17 protein-coding genes are annotated in these 16,870 nt (G+C 42.2%); 10 read left to right on the forward strand and 7 right to left on the reverse strand.

The features are described from left to right. Window positions 1-68 precede the first annotated feature (68 nt). Window positions 69-968, forward strand: a complete 900-nt coding sequence (locus BMW98_RS13645) for a Ppx/GppA phosphatase family protein (RefSeq protein ID WP_090259132.1) — start codon at window positions 69-71, stop codon at window positions 966-968. 47 nt (window positions 969-1,015) lie between these two features. On the opposite strand, the gene gyrB is transcribed toward BMW98_RS13645, so the two are convergent. Together gyrB and BMW98_RS13655 are read right to left on the reverse strand one after the other, a co-directional pair. Continuing rightward, window positions 1,016-2,974: a DNA topoisomerase (ATP-hydrolyzing) subunit B gene (gene gyrB, locus BMW98_RS13650; protein WP_090259133.1), complete on the reverse strand. Its 1,959-nt coding sequence runs from the start codon at window positions 2,972-2,974 to the stop codon at window positions 1,016-1,018. 105 nt (window positions 2,975-3,079) lie between these two features. Beyond that, window positions 3,080-3,448 carry a CoA-binding protein gene (locus BMW98_RS13655; RefSeq protein WP_090259134.1) on the reverse strand — a complete coding sequence of 123 codons (369 nt, stop codon included), beginning with the start codon at window positions 3,446-3,448 and terminating at the stop codon, window positions 3,080-3,082. Window positions 3,449-3,543: 95 nt separating this feature from the next. Here BMW98_RS13655 and BMW98_RS13660 point away from each other — a divergent pair, with 95 nt between their 5' ends. After that, window positions 3,544-4,749, forward strand: coding sequence for a thioredoxin family protein (locus BMW98_RS13660; RefSeq protein ID WP_090259135.1), 1,206 nt, complete (start codon window positions 3,544-3,546; stop codon window positions 4,747-4,749). A 1-nt stretch (window position 4,750) separates the two neighbouring features. Here BMW98_RS13660 and BMW98_RS13665 read toward each other — a convergent pair whose 3' ends face one another. After that, window positions 4,751-6,325 (reverse strand): NAD(P)/FAD-dependent oxidoreductase, encoded by a 1,575-nt coding sequence (locus BMW98_RS13665; protein WP_090259136.1) that lies wholly within the window; start codon window positions 6,323-6,325, stop codon window positions 4,751-4,753. A gap of 152 nt (window positions 6,326-6,477) precedes the next feature. On the opposite strand from BMW98_RS13665, the gene BMW98_RS13670 reads away from it, so the two are divergent. Next, window positions 6,478-6,840: a hypothetical protein gene (locus BMW98_RS13670; protein ID WP_090259137.1), complete on the forward strand. Its 363-nt coding sequence runs from the start codon at window positions 6,478-6,480 to the stop codon at window positions 6,838-6,840. Here BMW98_RS13670 and BMW98_RS13675 read toward each other — a convergent pair. Together BMW98_RS13675 and BMW98_RS13680 are read right to left on the reverse strand one after the other, a co-directional pair. Next, window positions 6,837-7,271 carry a hypothetical protein gene (locus BMW98_RS13675; RefSeq protein WP_090259138.1) on the reverse strand — a complete coding sequence of 145 codons (435 nt, stop codon included), beginning with the start codon at window positions 7,269-7,271 and terminating at the stop codon, window positions 6,837-6,839. The two genes, BMW98_RS13670 and BMW98_RS13675, sit on opposite strands and share 4 nt — an antisense overlap. A gap of 152 nt (window positions 7,272-7,423) precedes the next feature. Further along, window positions 7,424-8,011: a 2'-5' RNA ligase family protein gene (locus BMW98_RS13680; protein ID WP_162844722.1), complete on the reverse strand. Its 588-nt coding sequence runs from the start codon at window positions 8,009-8,011 to the stop codon at window positions 7,424-7,426. A 156-nt stretch (window positions 8,012-8,167) separates the two neighbouring features. On the opposite strand from BMW98_RS13680, the gene BMW98_RS13685 reads away from it, so the two are divergent. After that, window positions 8,168-8,764 carry a YdeI/OmpD-associated family protein gene (locus tag BMW98_RS13685; RefSeq protein ID WP_090259140.1) on the forward strand — a complete coding sequence of 199 codons (597 nt, stop codon included), beginning with the start codon at window positions 8,168-8,170 and terminating at the stop codon, window positions 8,762-8,764. Between the two features lie 131 nt (window positions 8,765-8,895). Further along, window positions 8,896-9,384, forward strand: coding sequence for a hypothetical protein (locus BMW98_RS13690; protein ID WP_139177566.1), 489 nt, complete (start codon window positions 8,896-8,898; stop codon window positions 9,382-9,384). Window positions 9,385-9,506: 122 nt separating this feature from the next. Here BMW98_RS13690 and mdh read toward each other — a convergent pair whose 3' ends face one another. Further along, window positions 9,507-10,427, reverse strand: coding sequence for a malate dehydrogenase (gene mdh / locus BMW98_RS13695; protein ID WP_090259142.1), 921 nt, complete (start codon window positions 10,425-10,427; stop codon window positions 9,507-9,509). Between the two features lie 129 nt (window positions 10,428-10,556). Continuing rightward, window positions 10,557-11,891: a tRNA lysidine(34) synthetase TilS gene (tilS, locus tag BMW98_RS13700; protein ID WP_090259143.1), complete on the reverse strand. Its 1,335-nt coding sequence runs from the start codon at window positions 11,889-11,891 to the stop codon at window positions 10,557-10,559. Between the two features lie 43 nt (window positions 11,892-11,934). Between tilS and BMW98_RS13705 the strand changes: the two genes are divergently transcribed. The 5 genes from BMW98_RS13705 (at window position 11,935) to porD (ending at window position 16,863) form a co-directional block, all read left to right on the forward strand. Beyond that, window positions 11,935-13,443, forward strand: coding sequence for an OstA-like protein (locus BMW98_RS13705; protein ID WP_170836517.1), 1,509 nt, complete (start codon window positions 11,935-11,937; stop codon window positions 13,441-13,443). 161 nt (window positions 13,444-13,604) lie between these two features. Then, complete coding sequence (locus BMW98_RS13710; protein WP_090259145.1) at window positions 13,605-14,438, forward strand: outer membrane protein assembly factor BamD; 834 nt, start codon at window positions 13,605-13,607, stop codon at window positions 14,436-14,438. 2 nt (window positions 14,439-14,440) lie between these two features. After that, entirely contained in the window at window positions 14,441-14,761 is a 321-nt protein-coding gene (locus BMW98_RS13715; protein ID WP_090259146.1) for a DNA-directed RNA polymerase subunit omega, read from the forward strand. A gap of 10 nt (window positions 14,762-14,771) precedes the next feature. Further along, entirely contained in the window at window positions 14,772-15,974 is a 1,203-nt protein-coding gene (gene coaBC, locus BMW98_RS13720) for a bifunctional phosphopantothenoylcysteine decarboxylase/phosphopantothenate--cysteine ligase CoaBC (protein WP_090259147.1), read from the forward strand. After that, window positions 15,964-16,863 carry a type IX secretion system protein PorD gene (gene porD, locus BMW98_RS13725; RefSeq protein WP_245733593.1) on the forward strand — a complete coding sequence of 300 codons (900 nt, stop codon included), beginning with the start codon at window positions 15,964-15,966 and terminating at the stop codon, window positions 16,861-16,863. Before coaBC ends, porD begins: the two co-directional genes overlap by 11 nt. Window positions 16,864-16,870: the final 7 nt, after the last annotated feature.

A 16,870-nucleotide genomic window follows, 5' to 3' on the forward strand; every position in this document is an offset into this window, starting at 1 on the left:
TGCAACATGATTGCACTTATATAGACGCTTGGTATTGAGAAAACCCTATATTCAATAAAAAAATATTTGTGAAGCTAGCTGCAATTGACATCGGCTCAAATGCCATCCGTTTTCAGATAACCAACATTACTCAATACCAAGGCGAAACTTACTTTAAGCGCTTAGAATATGTGCGTTTCCCGCTTCGCCTAGGGCAAGACGTTTTTAAACAAAAAGCCATTGGGCAAGTACTGGAAGATAAGTTTTTAAAACTAATGCACTCCTTCAAGCTGCTTATTGAGCTGTACGAAGTAGACGATTATTATGCCTGTGCTACTTCTGCTATGCGAGAGGCGAAAAACGGGCGAGCAATTGCCGAAAAAGTAAAACAACTTTTCGACCTAAAAATCAACATTATTAGTGGCGAAGAAGAAGCCGAGCTGATCAATCGGGTAGTGATGAAGCAACTTAAATCAGGCACCTTTCTGCACATTGATGTGGGTGGTGGTAGTACTGAGTTTAACTTGATTAAGAAAGGGGAAAGAAAGCTTTCCAAGTCATTCAAAATTGGTTCTGTTAGAAGTATAAGCAAGAAAAGTCTGAAAAGAGAATTCGACACCATGGCCAATTGGCTTATCACCAACATCGCCAACAACTACCAAAATGTAACAGCCGTGGGCACAGGCGGCAACATCAATAAACTGTACGAGCTATCTAACACCAAGTCGAAAACCAGAACCCTTTCGCTAGAAAAACTGGAAGAAGTACAGGCGCTGTTAAAAGGTCTAACTACCGAAGAAATGATTTACCGGCTTCACTTAAACCCTGACAGGGCCGATGTAATACTACCCGCTTCAAAAATCTACAAACTAGCAATGCAGTCGGTATATGCCAATAAAATCATAGTACCAGATGTTGGCTTGAAAGACGGCATAATGCATATGCTCTACGAGCGTAATCTGGGCGAAAATCAAAGAATGTTTAAATAAAAAAAGAGGCACTTGGCCTCTTTTCAATGTATCTATAGTGGTAGAAATTAGATATCTACCTTTGCGTATTTCGCGTTTTTCTCAATAAACTCTCTACGCGGGGCTACTTCATCACCCATCAACATCGAGAACAAATGGTCAGCTTCAGCAGCAGACTCCACTGTTACCTGCTTCATGCTTCGCGACTCAGGGTTCATAGTAGTTTCCCAAAGCTGCTCAGGGTTCATCTCTCCCAAACCTTTGTATCGCTGAATGTTCACAGAGTCTTCCTTACCATCCTTGGTCATATCTTGTACAGCTGCATAGCGCTGATCATCAGACCAAACATAGCGCTGATCTTTCCCTTTCTTCAATAAATAAAGCGGTGGCTGTGCAATGTATACATAACCAGAGTCGATCAACGGCCTCATATAACGGAAAAAGAACGTAAGAATAAGCGTACGAATGTGGCTACCATCCACATCGGCATCCGTCATAATCACAATTTTGTGATAACGAAGTTTCTCCATGTTCAAGCCCTTCTCGTCATCTTCGGTACCGAAGGTAACGCCCAAGGCTGTAATCATATTCTTGATCTCATCGTTATCGTAAATCTTGTGCTCTTGCGCTTTCTCTACGTTCAAAATTTTACCTCTCAAAGGCAAAATTGCCTGGAAGTTACGATCACGGCCTTGCTTTGCAGAACCACCCGCAGAGTCACCCTCCACAAGGTACAGTTCGCAAATTGCAGGATCCTTTGAAGAACAGTCGGCCAATTTACCTGGCAAGCCTGTACCTGAAAGTACGTTTTTACGCTGCACCATTTCGCGAGCCTTACGTGCTGCATGGCGTGCCTGGGCAGCTAAAACCACCTTCTGAACAATTTGCTTGGCGTTCTTCGGGTTCTCCTCCAAATAGGTATTCAATACATCACCTACAGCCGACTCTACAGCCCCTGTAACTTCCGAGTTACCTAATTTGGTTTTTGTTTGTCCTTCAAACTGAGGTTCGGCAACTTTTACAGAAATAACGGCTGTTAAACCTTCGCGGAAGTCATCTCCACTAATTTCTACTTTCACCTTATCAAGCAAACCAGAACGATCTGCATATGCTTTCAGTGTTCTTGTTAATGCCCTTCTAAAACCCGATACGTGCGTACCGCCTTCGATGGTATTAATGTTGTTTACATAGCTTACTACGTGTTCAGAGAACGAAGTATTATAGCTCATGGCCACCTGAACCGGCACACCATTTTTCTCACCTTCTATGTAAATTGATTTATCGATTAGCGTCTCGCGAGACTCATCTAAGTACTCCACGAATTCAATCAAGCCGCCTTCAGAATGGAAAGTCTCACCAAGATTATTTCCGTTCTCGTCCTGGTCGCGCTTATCTTCAAGCGTAATGGTGATTCCCGCATTTAGGAATGCCAACTCTCTCAAACGAGAGGCTACTGTATCGTATTTATATTCACTTACTGTGAAAATCTCTGTATCTGGCAAAAAGTGAACGCGTGTCCCTGTTCTTTCAGAATCGCCAATTTCTCTTACAGAATACTTTGGCGCACCTCTAGAAAATTCTTGTTCAAAAACTTTTCCTTCCCTTTCTACAGTTACATGTAGCATAGAAGATAAAGCATTCACACAGGATACCCCAACACCGTGCAATCCACCAGAAACTTTGTAAGTATCCTTATCGAATTTACCACCGGCATGAAGTACCGTCATTACTACTTCTAGCGCAGAACGACCTTCCTTTTCGTGAATCCCTGTTGGAATCCCCCTACCGTTATCCTGAACAGTGATTGAGTTATCTTCTTCGATTGTAACAGCAATGGTATCGCAATGACCTGCCAGAGCTTCATCGATCGAGTTATCGACAACCTCCCAGATCATGTGGTGAAGTCCTTTGATGCCCACATCCCCGATATACATCGCAGGACGTTTTCTAACTGCCTCTAGGCCTTCTAGTACCGTAATATTCCCCGCTGAATAATCTTTATTCTTCTTCTCTTTTTCTTCACTCATAGGTCAAAAAAACTACTAAATGTGCGGCTAGTGATTGACTAAGATATCTGTCGATTAGAGGTGTTCACACCAGCCCAAACAAAGCACGAATATAAGTAAATTTGATCAGTAATTGCCTACTGAAAGCATAACTAATGTGCAGGCTTCCTGACATTCAATTCCGGCCTTTTCAGCCATTTGCTTAAACTCCTGATTTTCAGTACCTGGGTTAAAAACTATGCGTTTCGGATTAAGCGACAGAAAGTACTGATAGTGTGCTTTTTGGCGTGTTGGATTGATGTACAAAGTGATGGTATCTACTTCCTCGATTTTGGGCTCATCATTTATATCCAATATTTCTCTACCCAATACCTCACCCTCTTGAATGCCGAGCGGCACAAATTCAAAAGCACGTTCAGCCAACATTGCTGCTGCTTTTTGTGCATACCTACCAGGTTTTGGCGCACTCCCTACAATTACCGTTTTACCTTTCACTTATTTTAACTGATTAATATAGAATACCTTACTATTTTTGCACGTTCAATACGCTTACGCAAGTATTGGCGTTTGACTAGCAAAACAAGGCAAAAATGAAGGTTTTCCAATTTATCGTTTCACTTCTTCTTATCAGCAACTTGGCCATAGCCAACGATTTAGAGACCATAGACTTTATAGAAGTTAGCAGCGAAAAAGAGTGGAAAAAAGCCTTCGAAAAAGCAAAAGCCGACAACAAGGTCGTTTTTGTTGATGTTTATACCGACTGGTGCGGCTACTGCCACAAGCTCGACAATGAGGTTTACACCAACGAGCAAGTGATCAGCTATTTCAACGAGAATTTCATTAATATCAAATTTGATGCGGAAACTCAATGGGGCTACCAAAAGGCACAAGCCTATGCGGTTGACGGCTACCCTACCCTACTTTTTCTGACAACCAACGAAGATGTTTACGAAGAAATTGGCGGTTTTGTACCGAGCCCTACCTTATTAGCCTATGCCGAAGAAGTTCAGTCTAGCTGGGTAAAACTGCCAATTTTGGCGGCCCAATATGAGCGCGGCACCACCTCAAAAGGCGAAACATTAGAATACATTGACGCGCTAGAAAGAAGGGATGTGGAAAAAGCCAACGAAGTTGCCGCCACATACCTAAAAGGATTGAACGATGCGGATTATTTGGAAATAGAAACCCTTTGGTTAGCCAGCAGGTTCGAGAATTATTTGGAAGCAGAGACTTATATGTACATCACTGCTCATAAAGATTTGATGGTAGAAACTCACGGCCAAAGCGAATACGAAGACTACATTAAAGCTGTTTACAACGACAATCTTTTGTTAGCCATTAAATACGGTGATGAAACATTGCTGAATCGCATTGTGATTGAGCTTATCCCTGAGTTTGTACCGGAAACAGAACAAGCTGAGGCGGCTTACATTACCAAAACACTTTACTACGGCCAGCGAGAGGATTTTGACAATTATGTAATTGAGAGCAATGCCTATTTGAACAATCATGTACTACCCGAAGACAAAAAGAACTTCATGTTTTCTCAAGCGGTAGAAATTCTCAACAATTACGAATCGAAAAGGCTCTACGAACACGCTGTTGACTTATTGAAACAGTGCCGCAGAATGGATAAAGACAACTTTGAAGTTGCCTCGCTACTTGTATACACCTACGCACTGTTAGGTGATAAAAAGCAAGCGAACGAAAGCCTTCTTTTAGCCGAAGATTTAGCTGACTCTGATGAAAAATCGGCTATAGTTGCGGACTTAAAACAAGTTGTTAGCAGTATTTAGCCTAAGCCTTTTTATAGAGTGAAATCAATGCATCGGCACATTTCTCTCCGTCCATAGCAGCCGATAGAATACCCCCGGCATAACCAGCTCCTTCTCCGCATGGAAAAAGTCGCTTAATCTGTACATGCTCGCAAGTTTCCCTATCGCGAGGGATACGCACCGGTGAAGATGTTCGGCTTTCCACCCCAACTATCTGCGCTTCGTTGGTATAGTAGCCATTCATTTTTTTGCCGAAAGCTTTAAAGGCCTTTCTCAATCTTTCATGCACAAAATCTGGCAGTACTTCATTCATAGAAACGGAAGCCAGGCCGGGCTGATACGAAGTATCATTCAGTGAGCCAGACACCTTGTTTTGCACAAAATCCACCATTCGCTGGGCTGGAGCCACCTGCGTACCTCCCGCTACATTACAGGCGCGCTTCTCGACTTCCTGTTGGAAGGCGAGCCCGGCCAAAGGACCAAACTTTTCATAAGTCTTCAAGTCTTCTAATTCAATGGCTGTTACAATTCCAGAATTGGCAAACTTAGAATCTCTTCTCGATGGACTCATTCCATTCACAACCACCTCACCTGGAGCTGTTGCGGCCGGCACTATAAAACCGCCCGGACACATACAAAAACTAAAGACCCCACGCTGCTTGTTATCAAAATATGTTTGGTGAACCAAGGCATATGAAGAAGCCGGTAGCCATGGACCTCTATCTGTTTCGCAATGGTATTGAATTTTATCAATCAAGGCTTGCGGATGCTCAATTCTTACCCCTAAAGCAAATGGTTTTGCTTCTATAAACACTTGCTTTTGGTGCAGTAAATGAAATATATCGCGGGCTGAATGACCCGTAGCCAATATCACTCCTAAGCCGGTGAGTTTAGTCCCACCACCCAATACCACTCCTTTCATTTCATCTCCATCCAAAACAAAGTCAGTAACCTTGGTATCGAAATGAATTTCACCACCAGCGCCTAAAATCGACTCGCGGATTTCCTGAACCACCTTGGGTAGTTTATTGGTGCCTATGTGCGGGTGCGAATCGACCAAAATCTGATCTGTGGCTCCGTGTGCCACGAGTATTTCTAGCGATTTTTGAATATCCCCACGCTTCTTCGATCGCGTATAAAGCTTCCCATCAGAATAAGTACCTGCACCTCCTTCGCCAAAACAATAGTTACTTTCAGGGTTCACCGTTTGCTCTTTGTTAATAGCAGCCAAATCCCTTCTTCTATTACGCACATCACTTCCGCGCTCAATCACTATGGGCTTAAACCCCAACTCTACACAGCGCAAGGCAGCAAACATACCGGCTGGACCAAAGCCCACAATAATTACGGGTTCAGCATTTTTTACATTCGGATAATCACGCTGATATGAAATTACGGGGGGCAGCTCTTCTTGCACAGAAACCAGCGCCTGTATATTTACTTTAACGTTTTTGGAACGTGCATCAATTGATCGCTTTAAAGCACGAACCTGAGCTGTGCTATCCGAAACTTTAGCACGCTTAAGTACAGCAGCTTCAAATTGTGCTTCATCAAAGGCCTCTTCGGGGCGAAGAACCAAATTCAGTGTTTTCTTCATGGTGTAGAGTATTTATCTCTAAATCTGCCGCAAGTTACAAAGAAGCATTAACTCCTTTATCTACAACTGCAATTTTCAAAGCTTACAACTAATCCACACCCCACTGTGTCAAAGGGTTAAGAACAACTAAAAACCACTAAAAAACTCACTCAATGAAAAAAGCATTCTACATCTCCGTAATGTCACTCTTTGTACTTCTGGGCTGTGAAGATGGCTCACCGGAAATTTGCGGAACTAATCTGGAATCAGAAGAAAATAGCTGGCTAAGGACGGAGATTCAAAACATAGAAAACTCTGGGCTAAAAGACGCCTTCTATATCGTAAGAGCCACTTACCAAAACCAAACTGTATTTGTGTTTGATAATTGCTGCCACCAATGCGGAACAGTAATTCCCGTTTACACATGTGACGGTACATCACTTGGACATCTTGGTGCAGAGGTAGATCCTGACAAACTTAAAAACAAGGAAGTCTTCTGGAAGACTGAAAACAATCAGTGCACCGACCTAGACTAAAACAACTCAGCTTGAAAACCCTGAGTTGAAGTAAAAGTAATTGGCTTTCTGTTTTTAGCAGAAAGTCCCAAACGTGATTGCTTAGCCGGCTTTTTAAAACTTCGGCCCTCTCCCTTTGCCAATGCCAACTGAATCAACGCATGCTCCTGCTCAATTAGCTGGCGAAAGTTGGCGACTTCAGCAGCGTCTGAACCTATGGTTTCGAGCTTAGCATTAATCGATACAACTGCTTCCAAAGCATCACCCAATCCCTTTTGGTTTTCGGTACCCGAGTAGTGGGCTATACTTGACGGAATACCGATTGCCAATAGGTTAATTTCCTTAACCAAACCTGCCATATCGGTTCGGGCATATGCATCACTCAACTGGTGTGCTGCAGTCACTAGCTGCATGCCTTGCTTTAGTACTTTGAGATTATTAAACCCTTTCATTTTTACACCTTTTTAAATAGACCAAAAACTGTCGGTTAGCCTCGCCTACCCTTGCTGAAAGCACGCAACAAGGGCAGATCAACCCTTTGATTAGCGAGGCACTTCCGGCCAATGGCCGGTTCACCTAAACATGATGGCACCACCCATCATTTTTACTCATACAAGCCCAACATCTCCTTTTGCGACTTAGCAAAAGGCAGGGCCGTTAAATGCTCCCAAGTAGTAAAAGGAGCCTTCCTTTTAAGCACGTGCAAACGGCTTATTCTAAAATTATTAGTATATGGTACGTGTTCGTAATCACGAATAGCCTCTAAGAATTGAAGCGGGGTTAACCGCTGCCCGATGGTAAGCATTGGCTCGTACTTTTTATTGAGAAAAGCCAAAGAGACCAACTCCTTAAACAAGCGCAAACGCAGCGAATCATAAACTCCAATTAACGACTGCTTATTCAGCACTTCCAAATACACATTCCGACTTGTGCCATCGAATGAAAAACCATTCAAAAACACCTCAAAACTGTTTATATGAGTCAAAACATCTTGCGTGGCTTCTAACAATCGCTCCTCTCTTTCTTCTGATTGAAAGAAAGACATCAAGCGAATGTGCGCACAAGAATTCTGCCCCGAATAAGCTCCATACCTTCTAAAGAAGTCCTTCTTAAACATCTTTACTTCATCACCAATTTCAGCATAAGGCAAGGCAATAATCATGTACTCGCTTAAAGCACTATATGAAAACATCGGTCGCATTTTGTTCATGTTCATGAATCAAATATACTAATTATCTTAGTTTACAAAACTATTTTTATTAGTAATAAAAACTAAATGGCCTCAACAGTCAAAAACGATTGCCAATTGCTAATTTTTTTAGCACCTTGAAGCCTTACTTTTTTTGAGATGGAGAAAAACAAAACCGTTGAAGAATACCTGGCAAAGCAGGAACTCTGGAAAGACTCACTACAACTTTTAAGGGAATTGATTACCGCAGAGCCCTTTACTGAGACTGTAAAATGGGGCATTCCGGTTTACACTATTAATGGCAAAAACGTAGTGGGTATTGGTGCATTCAAATCATACGTTGGTTTATGGTTTTACCAAGGCGTGTTTTTGAAGGACCCGCACAACAAACTACTCAATGCACAGGAAGGCAAAACCCAAGCCATGAGGCAGTGGCGCTTTGAAAGTCTGGAAGAAATTCAAAAAGATGCCCCAATCGTTAATGCGTATTTAAAAGAAGCCATCGCCAATCAGAAAAAAGGCAAGGAAGTAAAGCCCAGCAAAAAGCCATTGATAATTCCATCTGCGCTGCAAGCTGAACTTGATAAAGACAGTGACTTAAAAGCATCTTTCGAAGCTTTAAGCCTAACCAATAAGCGCGACTTTGCCGAGCACATTAGTACTGCAAAGCAAGAAGCCACCGTGCAGCGCAGGCTCGAAAAGATCCTTCCAATGATTTCTGAGGGCATTGGACTGAATGACAAGTATAAGAAGTGAGGCTGAGTTGGAAAGTTAAGAGGTGATGAAGTAAAGGGGTTAATAGGTTATGAAGTAAAGGGGTTAATAGGTTATGAAGTTAGCGCCCACAAAATTCCTAAAAAGTCAAAAACAGAAGTAAAACCAAAACATTGATCAACATACGAAGAATTGAATATAGACTTAATGAAAACCCTGAACAGACTTTTACTAGACTGAAATGGGCAGTAGAACAAGTTGACACTTTATTAACATCATTATTGACTAATTCAACCTTAGACACCAACCGCCCTTGGGTAGGAGTTCTTTGCAAAGAGAGACTTAGCTTCAGTTTAATAGAACCTAAAAGCATGATTAGCCCAAATCCACTTCAACTAGTGGTAAAAGGCGAGGTATCAAATGAAAACAAAAACACAATTATAAGGCTTAGGATTCAGCTTGGGCCATACCCTACTATATTCTTAGGGTTAACTTTCATTCTCATCATCGCGCTTTTTACTTCAACCCTGGTGAATTTAGGTACAAAAGAAATGTTGGGCGCTACTTTTACAGTACTTATCCTTTTCACCTTAATTGCAGTACTAACAAACAGAGCTCTTCTTAAAACAGAAACAAAACTAGATCAGTTATTTGATGAATGATTCAAAGACATATATACCGATACAATTACCCCCTCCACCATCAGTATCCACACCGATGGCAAAAACAAAAAAGCCTTCCCGATTAACGAGAAGGCTTTCCTTTATCTTAAAACTGAGTGCTATTAAAGCAATCCGTTAGTTTTTCTTACTGCGTCAGCGCTGTTAGTTAGCTCTTCTTTTTCAGCATCGTTCAAACCGATTTCAACGATTTCTTCTACACCATTAGCACCAATCAATGCTGGCACACCAATGCAAATATCGCTTAGCCCGTACTCGCCTTCTAGCAAGCAAGAGCAAGGGAACATTTTCTTAGCGTCTAAAGCGATAGCCTGAACCATTGCAGAAACCGCTGCACCTGGTGCATACCAAGCAGAAGTACCCAACAATTTAGTCAATGTAGCACCACCAACTTTGGTTGCTTGCTTCACTTCTTCCATACGCTCGGCAGAAATAAATTCGTTTACAGGCACGCTGTTTCTAGTAGCCAAACGCGTCAAAGGAATCATACCAGTGTCGCTATGGCCACCGATTACCATTCCGTCAATGTCAGAAATTGGCGCATCAACTGCCTCAGCCAATCTGTATTTGAAACGAGCAGAGTCAAGTGCACCACCCATACCAATGATTCTGTTCTTTGGCAAACCTGTAGCCTTGTGCGTTAGGTATGTCATGGTATCCATTGGGTTAGAAACCACAATAATGATCACATTTGGCGATTCTTTGATCAAGCTTTCAGCCACAGACTTAACGATTCCAGCATTAGTGCTGATCAATTCTTCGCGAGTCATTCCCGGCTTACGTGGAATACCAGAAGTAATTACAGCTACATCGCTACCTGCAGTTTTGCTATAATCGTTGGTTGCTCCGGTAATTTTCGTATCGAAACCATTCAATGATGCAGTTTGCATCAAGTCCATTGCCTTACCTTCAGCAAAGCCTTCTTTGATGTCAACCAATACTACTTCAGAAGCGAAATCTTTGATCGCGATGTACTCAGCACAACTGGCACCTACCGCTCCGGCACCTACTACAGTTACTTTCATTTATATATGGGTTTTGTGTTACAAACGTGAACAAAGGTAACAACCGAAACGGCTAAATGAAACCCCGTTTTAAATGTTTCTTTAAAAGGTAATTATGAAAGGTTGTAGCGATTACACCCCAAGGTATTCCTACCCTTGAGCAACCGATATTTTTTTAAAGTAAGCCACCTGCTGCGTTTTAGCACTTCGTTTAAACTTGTCGGAAATCCTATGCCCTACAACCCAGGCAATTTCTCCATCGGAAAGCATTACAAGCACCTTTTCCTTATCGAAAACAGCAACTTTTTGGTCAATTAAAAAGTCGCTCACAAGTTTTTGCCCTTTCATACCAAGCGGAATAAACTTATCGCCTTCCTCCCATTTCCTTACTTCTAGCGGGAATGTCAGCCTGCTAAAGTCAAGCTGGCAATTTGCGGCACTTTTATCGAGCGGAAGTGCTTCTGCGTTTTCTATCGTAAACCGATAGAGCTCTCCTAATTCAACTTGTCTATCAGATTTGTTTATCGAGATTGACTCAAATTCGGAATCAGATTTTTCTCTAATCCGGAGTTCCGTTCGGTCAATCAGTAGCTCGTGCGTTGGGCTTTTAAAAACCCGACCAGAAAGCCCCGTTAAATTCTCCAGTAAGTCTTCGCATTGCTCATAAGCAAATCCGAATGGTGCTACTAAATCGGCTAATTCGGTTGTGGAAAGTTCTTTTTGAACTAATGTCGCTGTGGAAATCGCTGTCTCGTTCTCCCCTTCGAGTAGCAAGTCTTGCCTCAGCGCATTTATATGCTGCTCGTAAATTCTGGCTACTGCCGCTGTACGCTCCATTAATTGATCAGCAGTATTTAAAAAATTAGGGTTTAGCTCCTCGAACCTTGGTACCAATTCATGCCTTACAAAATTGCGTTTGTATTTAGTGCTGACATTTGAGGCATCTTCTCTCCACTCAATTTCATTCGCCTCCGCATAAGCTAAAACTTCCTCCTTTGTGAATGCGAGCAATGGCCTTACAATCCAATCATTCTTTTTTGGAATGCCGGTAAAACTTTTAACCCCACCACCACGTGACATGCCCAGCAGCAATGTTTCCACATGATCGTTTAAATGATGGGCCGTAAGCAGCTTAGTAAAACCGTGCCCCTCTTTCAATTCCTCAAACCATTTGTAACGCAGCTCGCGCGCAGCCATTTGTGTAGATATTTTATTGGTCTGTGCGAATGCGTCTGTTTCAAACCTGGTGGTAAAAACAGCTATATCACTCTCGAAACCAAAAGCCTTTACAAAAGCCTCATCTCCATCGGCAGCCTTTCCCCTTAATTGAAAATTGCAATGCGCCATTGCAAAGGGAATTTCAGCCTTCAGCAGTAAATTGCACAATACCATAGAGTCTACTCCTCCACTAGTTGCCACCAAAAGCTTGTCATGGGCATTAAACAGGGCATGTTTTTTGATAAACTGCAAAAAGCGCTCTAGCATGGGTCAAAAATACTACAATTCCCTAATTTTGGCGCTGCAAAGAATGAAGCGTACATTTTTCACCATATTCTTACTCTCACTGGCACTGGCCATTCAGGGACAAACTGCCGTTACAATAAAAGAAGCAGACAAACTCGCTCAACAATTAGTGAACGGAAAACCTATTCAAAAGCTCATAGGGAGTGTTTGGCTTATCCAAGGCAACACAAATATTTATTGCGACTCGGCCTATGTTGATAAGGTAACCAACTCTGCCAAGGCTTTTGGCCACGTAAAGATTATCGATACAGTAGATTCCCTTGACATAAAAGGCGACTATTTGGAGTATGATGGAAATACTAGGCTGGCCAAATTCAGAGATAATGTTGTGCTTAAAGATTCTGCAGGAACACTTTACACAGACATTCTGGACTATGACAGGGTTTTACAAGTGGGCACCTATCGCGAAGGCGGAAAACTGGTAGACACGGAAAACACACTTACCAGCAACTTGGGCAAATACTTCTCTCAAACTAAAAAGGCAGAATTCTTTGATTCAGTGAGGCTTGAAAACCCAGATTTCTTCTTAAAAACTGACACGCTTTATTATTCAAGTCTTACCACCCGAAGCCGTACTTACGGCCCAACTGAAGGCTATTCTACCGAAGGCGACACCCTTACCACACAGAAAGGATTACTCTACATTTCTGAAAAGAGTTATTCCGAGGTGTATGAAGGAAAGATGGTGAGCATAGATTATGACATTGAAGGAGATACTCTAATTATTGATGATGTTAAAAAGTACTACACGGCTCATCAAAATGTGGTAATGACGTCAAAACCTGATTCTATGACCATTTTTGGTGAAAAAGGCTACTACGACAAAATCAAGGAAGATGCGCTGGTACACACCGATGCTTATTTGCGCAAAATGGTACAAGGCGACTCCTTATTTATCAGTGCCGATTCGATTTACTCCAAACAGAAAGAAGACACACTAGGCAAATACCTGCTCGCCTATCACGATGTAAAACTCTTCAAATCGGACCTACAAGGCATTGCAGATTCTGTGAGCTACAACTTTACCGACTCCACTATATATATGTATCAAGACCCGGTAATTTGGAGTCAAGATTCTCAAATCAGTGCTGATTCAATTAACATTCTTGTTAAGAACAATAAAATAGACCGCATGGATTTGGCCGTCAGTTCTTTTGTTATTCAGCAAGACAGCCTAAAAAACTTCAACCAAATTAAAGGGAGAGATATGCAAGTTCATTTTAAGGATGGCATGATTCAGCGCACCGATGTTTTTGGCAACGGGGAAAGTATCTATTATATAGTTGATGAACTTGGCGCAACTTCTATGAACAAAACCAAGTGCTCTAACTTGGCCATTTACTTTGAAAATAGCTTTGTGAGCGAATTACGCACCTACAGAGAGGTAGACGGCCGAGTAATTCCTTCGTTCGAAATCCTAAACCCTGAAAGAACCCTAAGAGGGTTTAGTTGGCGCATGTCGGAAAAACCCAAGCTCGAAGACGTAGCCCGCCACTTGCGCTACGACAAGTAGCCTATTTAAAGTCCTTAGGTCATGCAAGTTTCGACTTCCATTTTTTAACAGGTTAAATACTGTTAATCGCTCCACATTCTTGTTTTAACTGCTTTTCTTCGTAAGTCAATAAAATTCACCTTATTGGAATTGTTAAACAATACTGGTAACTTTGCACGCTTATGAAAAAAACCGCCTTATTTTTCCTTTTAATTGCGCTTATCGGGCTGAATTTCAGCTGCACTACTAGGATCTCTAAGCTTGAAAGAACGAATGATTTCGAAGAGCTATATGAGGCGGCAATTGCTTACTATGAGCAAGGCCGATACGACAAGGCTAAGTTGTACTTTGAACGTATTCAGCCATACTATCGTGGCGCCCTCGAAGGCGAAAAAATCCGCTACTATTGGGCTTATTGCGAATATTACAACGGTTTCTATCAGTTAGCAGCTTTCCAGTTTAAAGAGTTCTACAGAACGTATGGCCGTAGCCCGTTTGCAGAAGAAGCTCAGTTTATGGAAGCCTATTCACTGTTCCAAGATTCACCCGATTCTGAACTGGATCAGTCAAGTTCGGAAGAGGCAGTAGTGGCTATGCAGAACTTCTTAAACCGCTATCCTGCATCTCACTACTACGAGCGTGCCAACACCATGATTGACGAACTTCAGGTTCGATTTGAGAAGAAAGCGTACGAAACGGCCAAACTTTATCACAGGTTAAGTGATGGTCTTTCTTACAGAAACTATTTGGATGCGGCACTGGTTACCTTTGAGACTTTTAAAGAAGACTACCCAGATTCTGATTACAACGAAGAACTATTATATTTATCAATAGAAACCAGTTACAAGCTGGCCGAAAACAGTATCACTTCTAAGAAAAAGGAGCGATTTGATAAGACTTTGGAGCTTTACAGAGAGTTTTCTTTGAAGTTTCCGGAGAGTGAATACATGGCAAAAGCGACCGACTTTCAAGAGCGGTCAATTGAAGAGTTAAACAGATTAAAAAACATAGATTAATTATGGCAGCAAGTCCATCAATCATTACCAGAGATACAGACAAACTAGCTGAGCCTACTGGCAACATTTACGAAGCAGTTTCAATCATCTCTAAAAGAGCAAAGCAAATTGCCAGCAACATGAAAGAAGAGTTGAATGGTAAATTGGCAGAATTCGCTACTACTGTTGACAACTTGGAAGAGATCTTTGAAAACAGAGAGCAAATTGAAATCTCTAGATTCTACGAAAGAATGCCAAAACCAACTGCTATGGCTGTTGAGGAATTCTTGAACGGAGAAATCTATTTCAGATACAAAGAAGCGGAAGAAGCAAAAGAAGCTTAATCAGTCTTCAATGTTGAAGGGTAAAAAAATTATCGTTGGAGTAACGGGAAGTATAGCAGCTTACAAGGCTGCTATTTTCGTTAGGTTACTTGTAAAAGAAGGTGCCGAGGTAAAAGTAGTTATGACTAACTCGGCCAAAGATTTTATTACCCCACTCACACTCTCTACCCTTTCAAAAAATCCGGTTTACTCAAGCTTTACCAGCGGTTCGCAAGGCGAGTGGAACAACCATGTTGAACTCGGACTTTGGGCCGATGCCATGATTATTGCCCCTGCAAGTGCCAATACTATTGGCAAAATAGCAAATGGCCTTTGCGATAATTTGCTCTTAGCTACCTATCTATCGGCACGTTGCCCCGTTTTTGTAGCACCAGCAATGGACCTAGACATGTACCAGCATCCATCTGTGCTTGATAACCTGAAGAAGCTAAAAAACTTCGGTAATCAGGTGATTGACGCTACACACGGAGAGCTTGCCAGCGGACTAGTTGGCACTGGCCGAATGGCTGAACCGGAAGACTTGGTGAGCCAACTCAACCAGTTCTTCGGCTCAAAAAAAAAGCTTAGCGGCAAAAAAGTACTGATAACAGCCGGGCCAACCTACGAGGCCATAGATCCTGTTCGTTTTATTGGAAATTACTCTACCGGTAAAATGGGCTATGCTTTAGCCGAAAAAGCAGCCAATCAAGGCGCTGAAGTTACTTTAGTTTCTGGCCCTACCCACCTAACGATTGAGCACCCAAACATTAAACTGGTACGTGTAAAGTCAGGGAAAGAAATGTTTGCAGCTGCCGAAGCCGTTTATACCGCAACTGACATTGCCATTTTTTCTGCTGCCGTGGCCGACTACGCCCCAAGCAAGATTGCTGATCAGAAAATTAAAAAAGCAGGCGACTCGATGGAGGTTAGGCTGGAAAAGACCATTGACATTGCAAAAACACTAGGCGCTAAAAAGCAGCCCAACCAGCTAAACATCGGTTTCGCCCTAGAAACTGAAAACGAAGTGAGCCATGCCCAAGGCAAAATCAAATCGAAGAACTTCGACCTGATCGTATTAAACTCGCTCAATAATGCGGGCGCAGGCTTTGGTCACGATACCAACAAAATTTCTATTATTGACAAAGCCAATAATATTCAAGACTTTGAGTTAAAATCTAAACAAGAAGTTGCCGAAGACATTATCAATGCGATTATTGCAAAGCTTGAAGCATAAACTCATCCTTTTATTGTTCCTTTTTTTTCCGATGGTTGCATCGGCACAGGAACTGTTGTTTGATGTGAGCATTAATGCCGAGGTTGTACAAACTACTGAGCGAGGTATTTTTCAAGAGATGGAAAATGCTTTCGAAAGCTTTTTGAACGATACTGAATGGACCCAAGACCAATTTCGAAACAACGAAAGAATCAAAGGTAACCTGTTCCTCACCATTCAGGATCAGCCGAGCATAGGCCGCTTTACGGCAAATGCACAAATTCAGGTAGTTCGCCCGGTTTATGGCTCCTCATACGAAACCCTGGTTTTAAACTTTGCCGATAGAGATTGGGACTTCACCTTCACCACTTCTCAACCCCTACGGTTTAACGAAGCCGTTTTCACCGACAACACCACTGCCCTACTGGCTTTTTACGCTTACATTGCGCTAGGTTTAGATTACGATTCCTTTAGTCAGTTTGGTGGGAATCCGCATTACGAAAAAGCGCAGAACATAGTAAATACAGCTCAGAATGCAGGAGGTACTGGCTGGGGCCAGTTCCAAAGCAGGCGAAACCGCTATTGGCTGATTGAAAACCTATTCATAAACAAACAATACGAACCCATTCGTCAAGGTATTTACGACTACCACATTAAAGCCCTCGACACTTTTAATGACACACCTGATGAAAGCCGAGAAATTATAGTTGAGGTACTGAAAAAAATGCAGGAGGTAAATCGGGTGCTCCCCAATTCAATCTTTGTCATTTCCTTTCTTGACGCCAAACACACGGAAATCACACACATATTTTCTGAAGGCGACATGGCCATTCGCAGGCAAGCATATAACGAGCTGCTAAAACTCGACCCAACCCGTAGGTCCAACTATCAAAAAATCGTGCAGAATTAGTATTGCT

Origin of the sequence: Roseivirga pacifica, from assembly GCF_900111145.1 — a bacterium.
Lineage (GTDB): Bacteria > Bacteroidota > Bacteroidia > Cytophagales > Cyclobacteriaceae > Roseivirga > Roseivirga pacifica.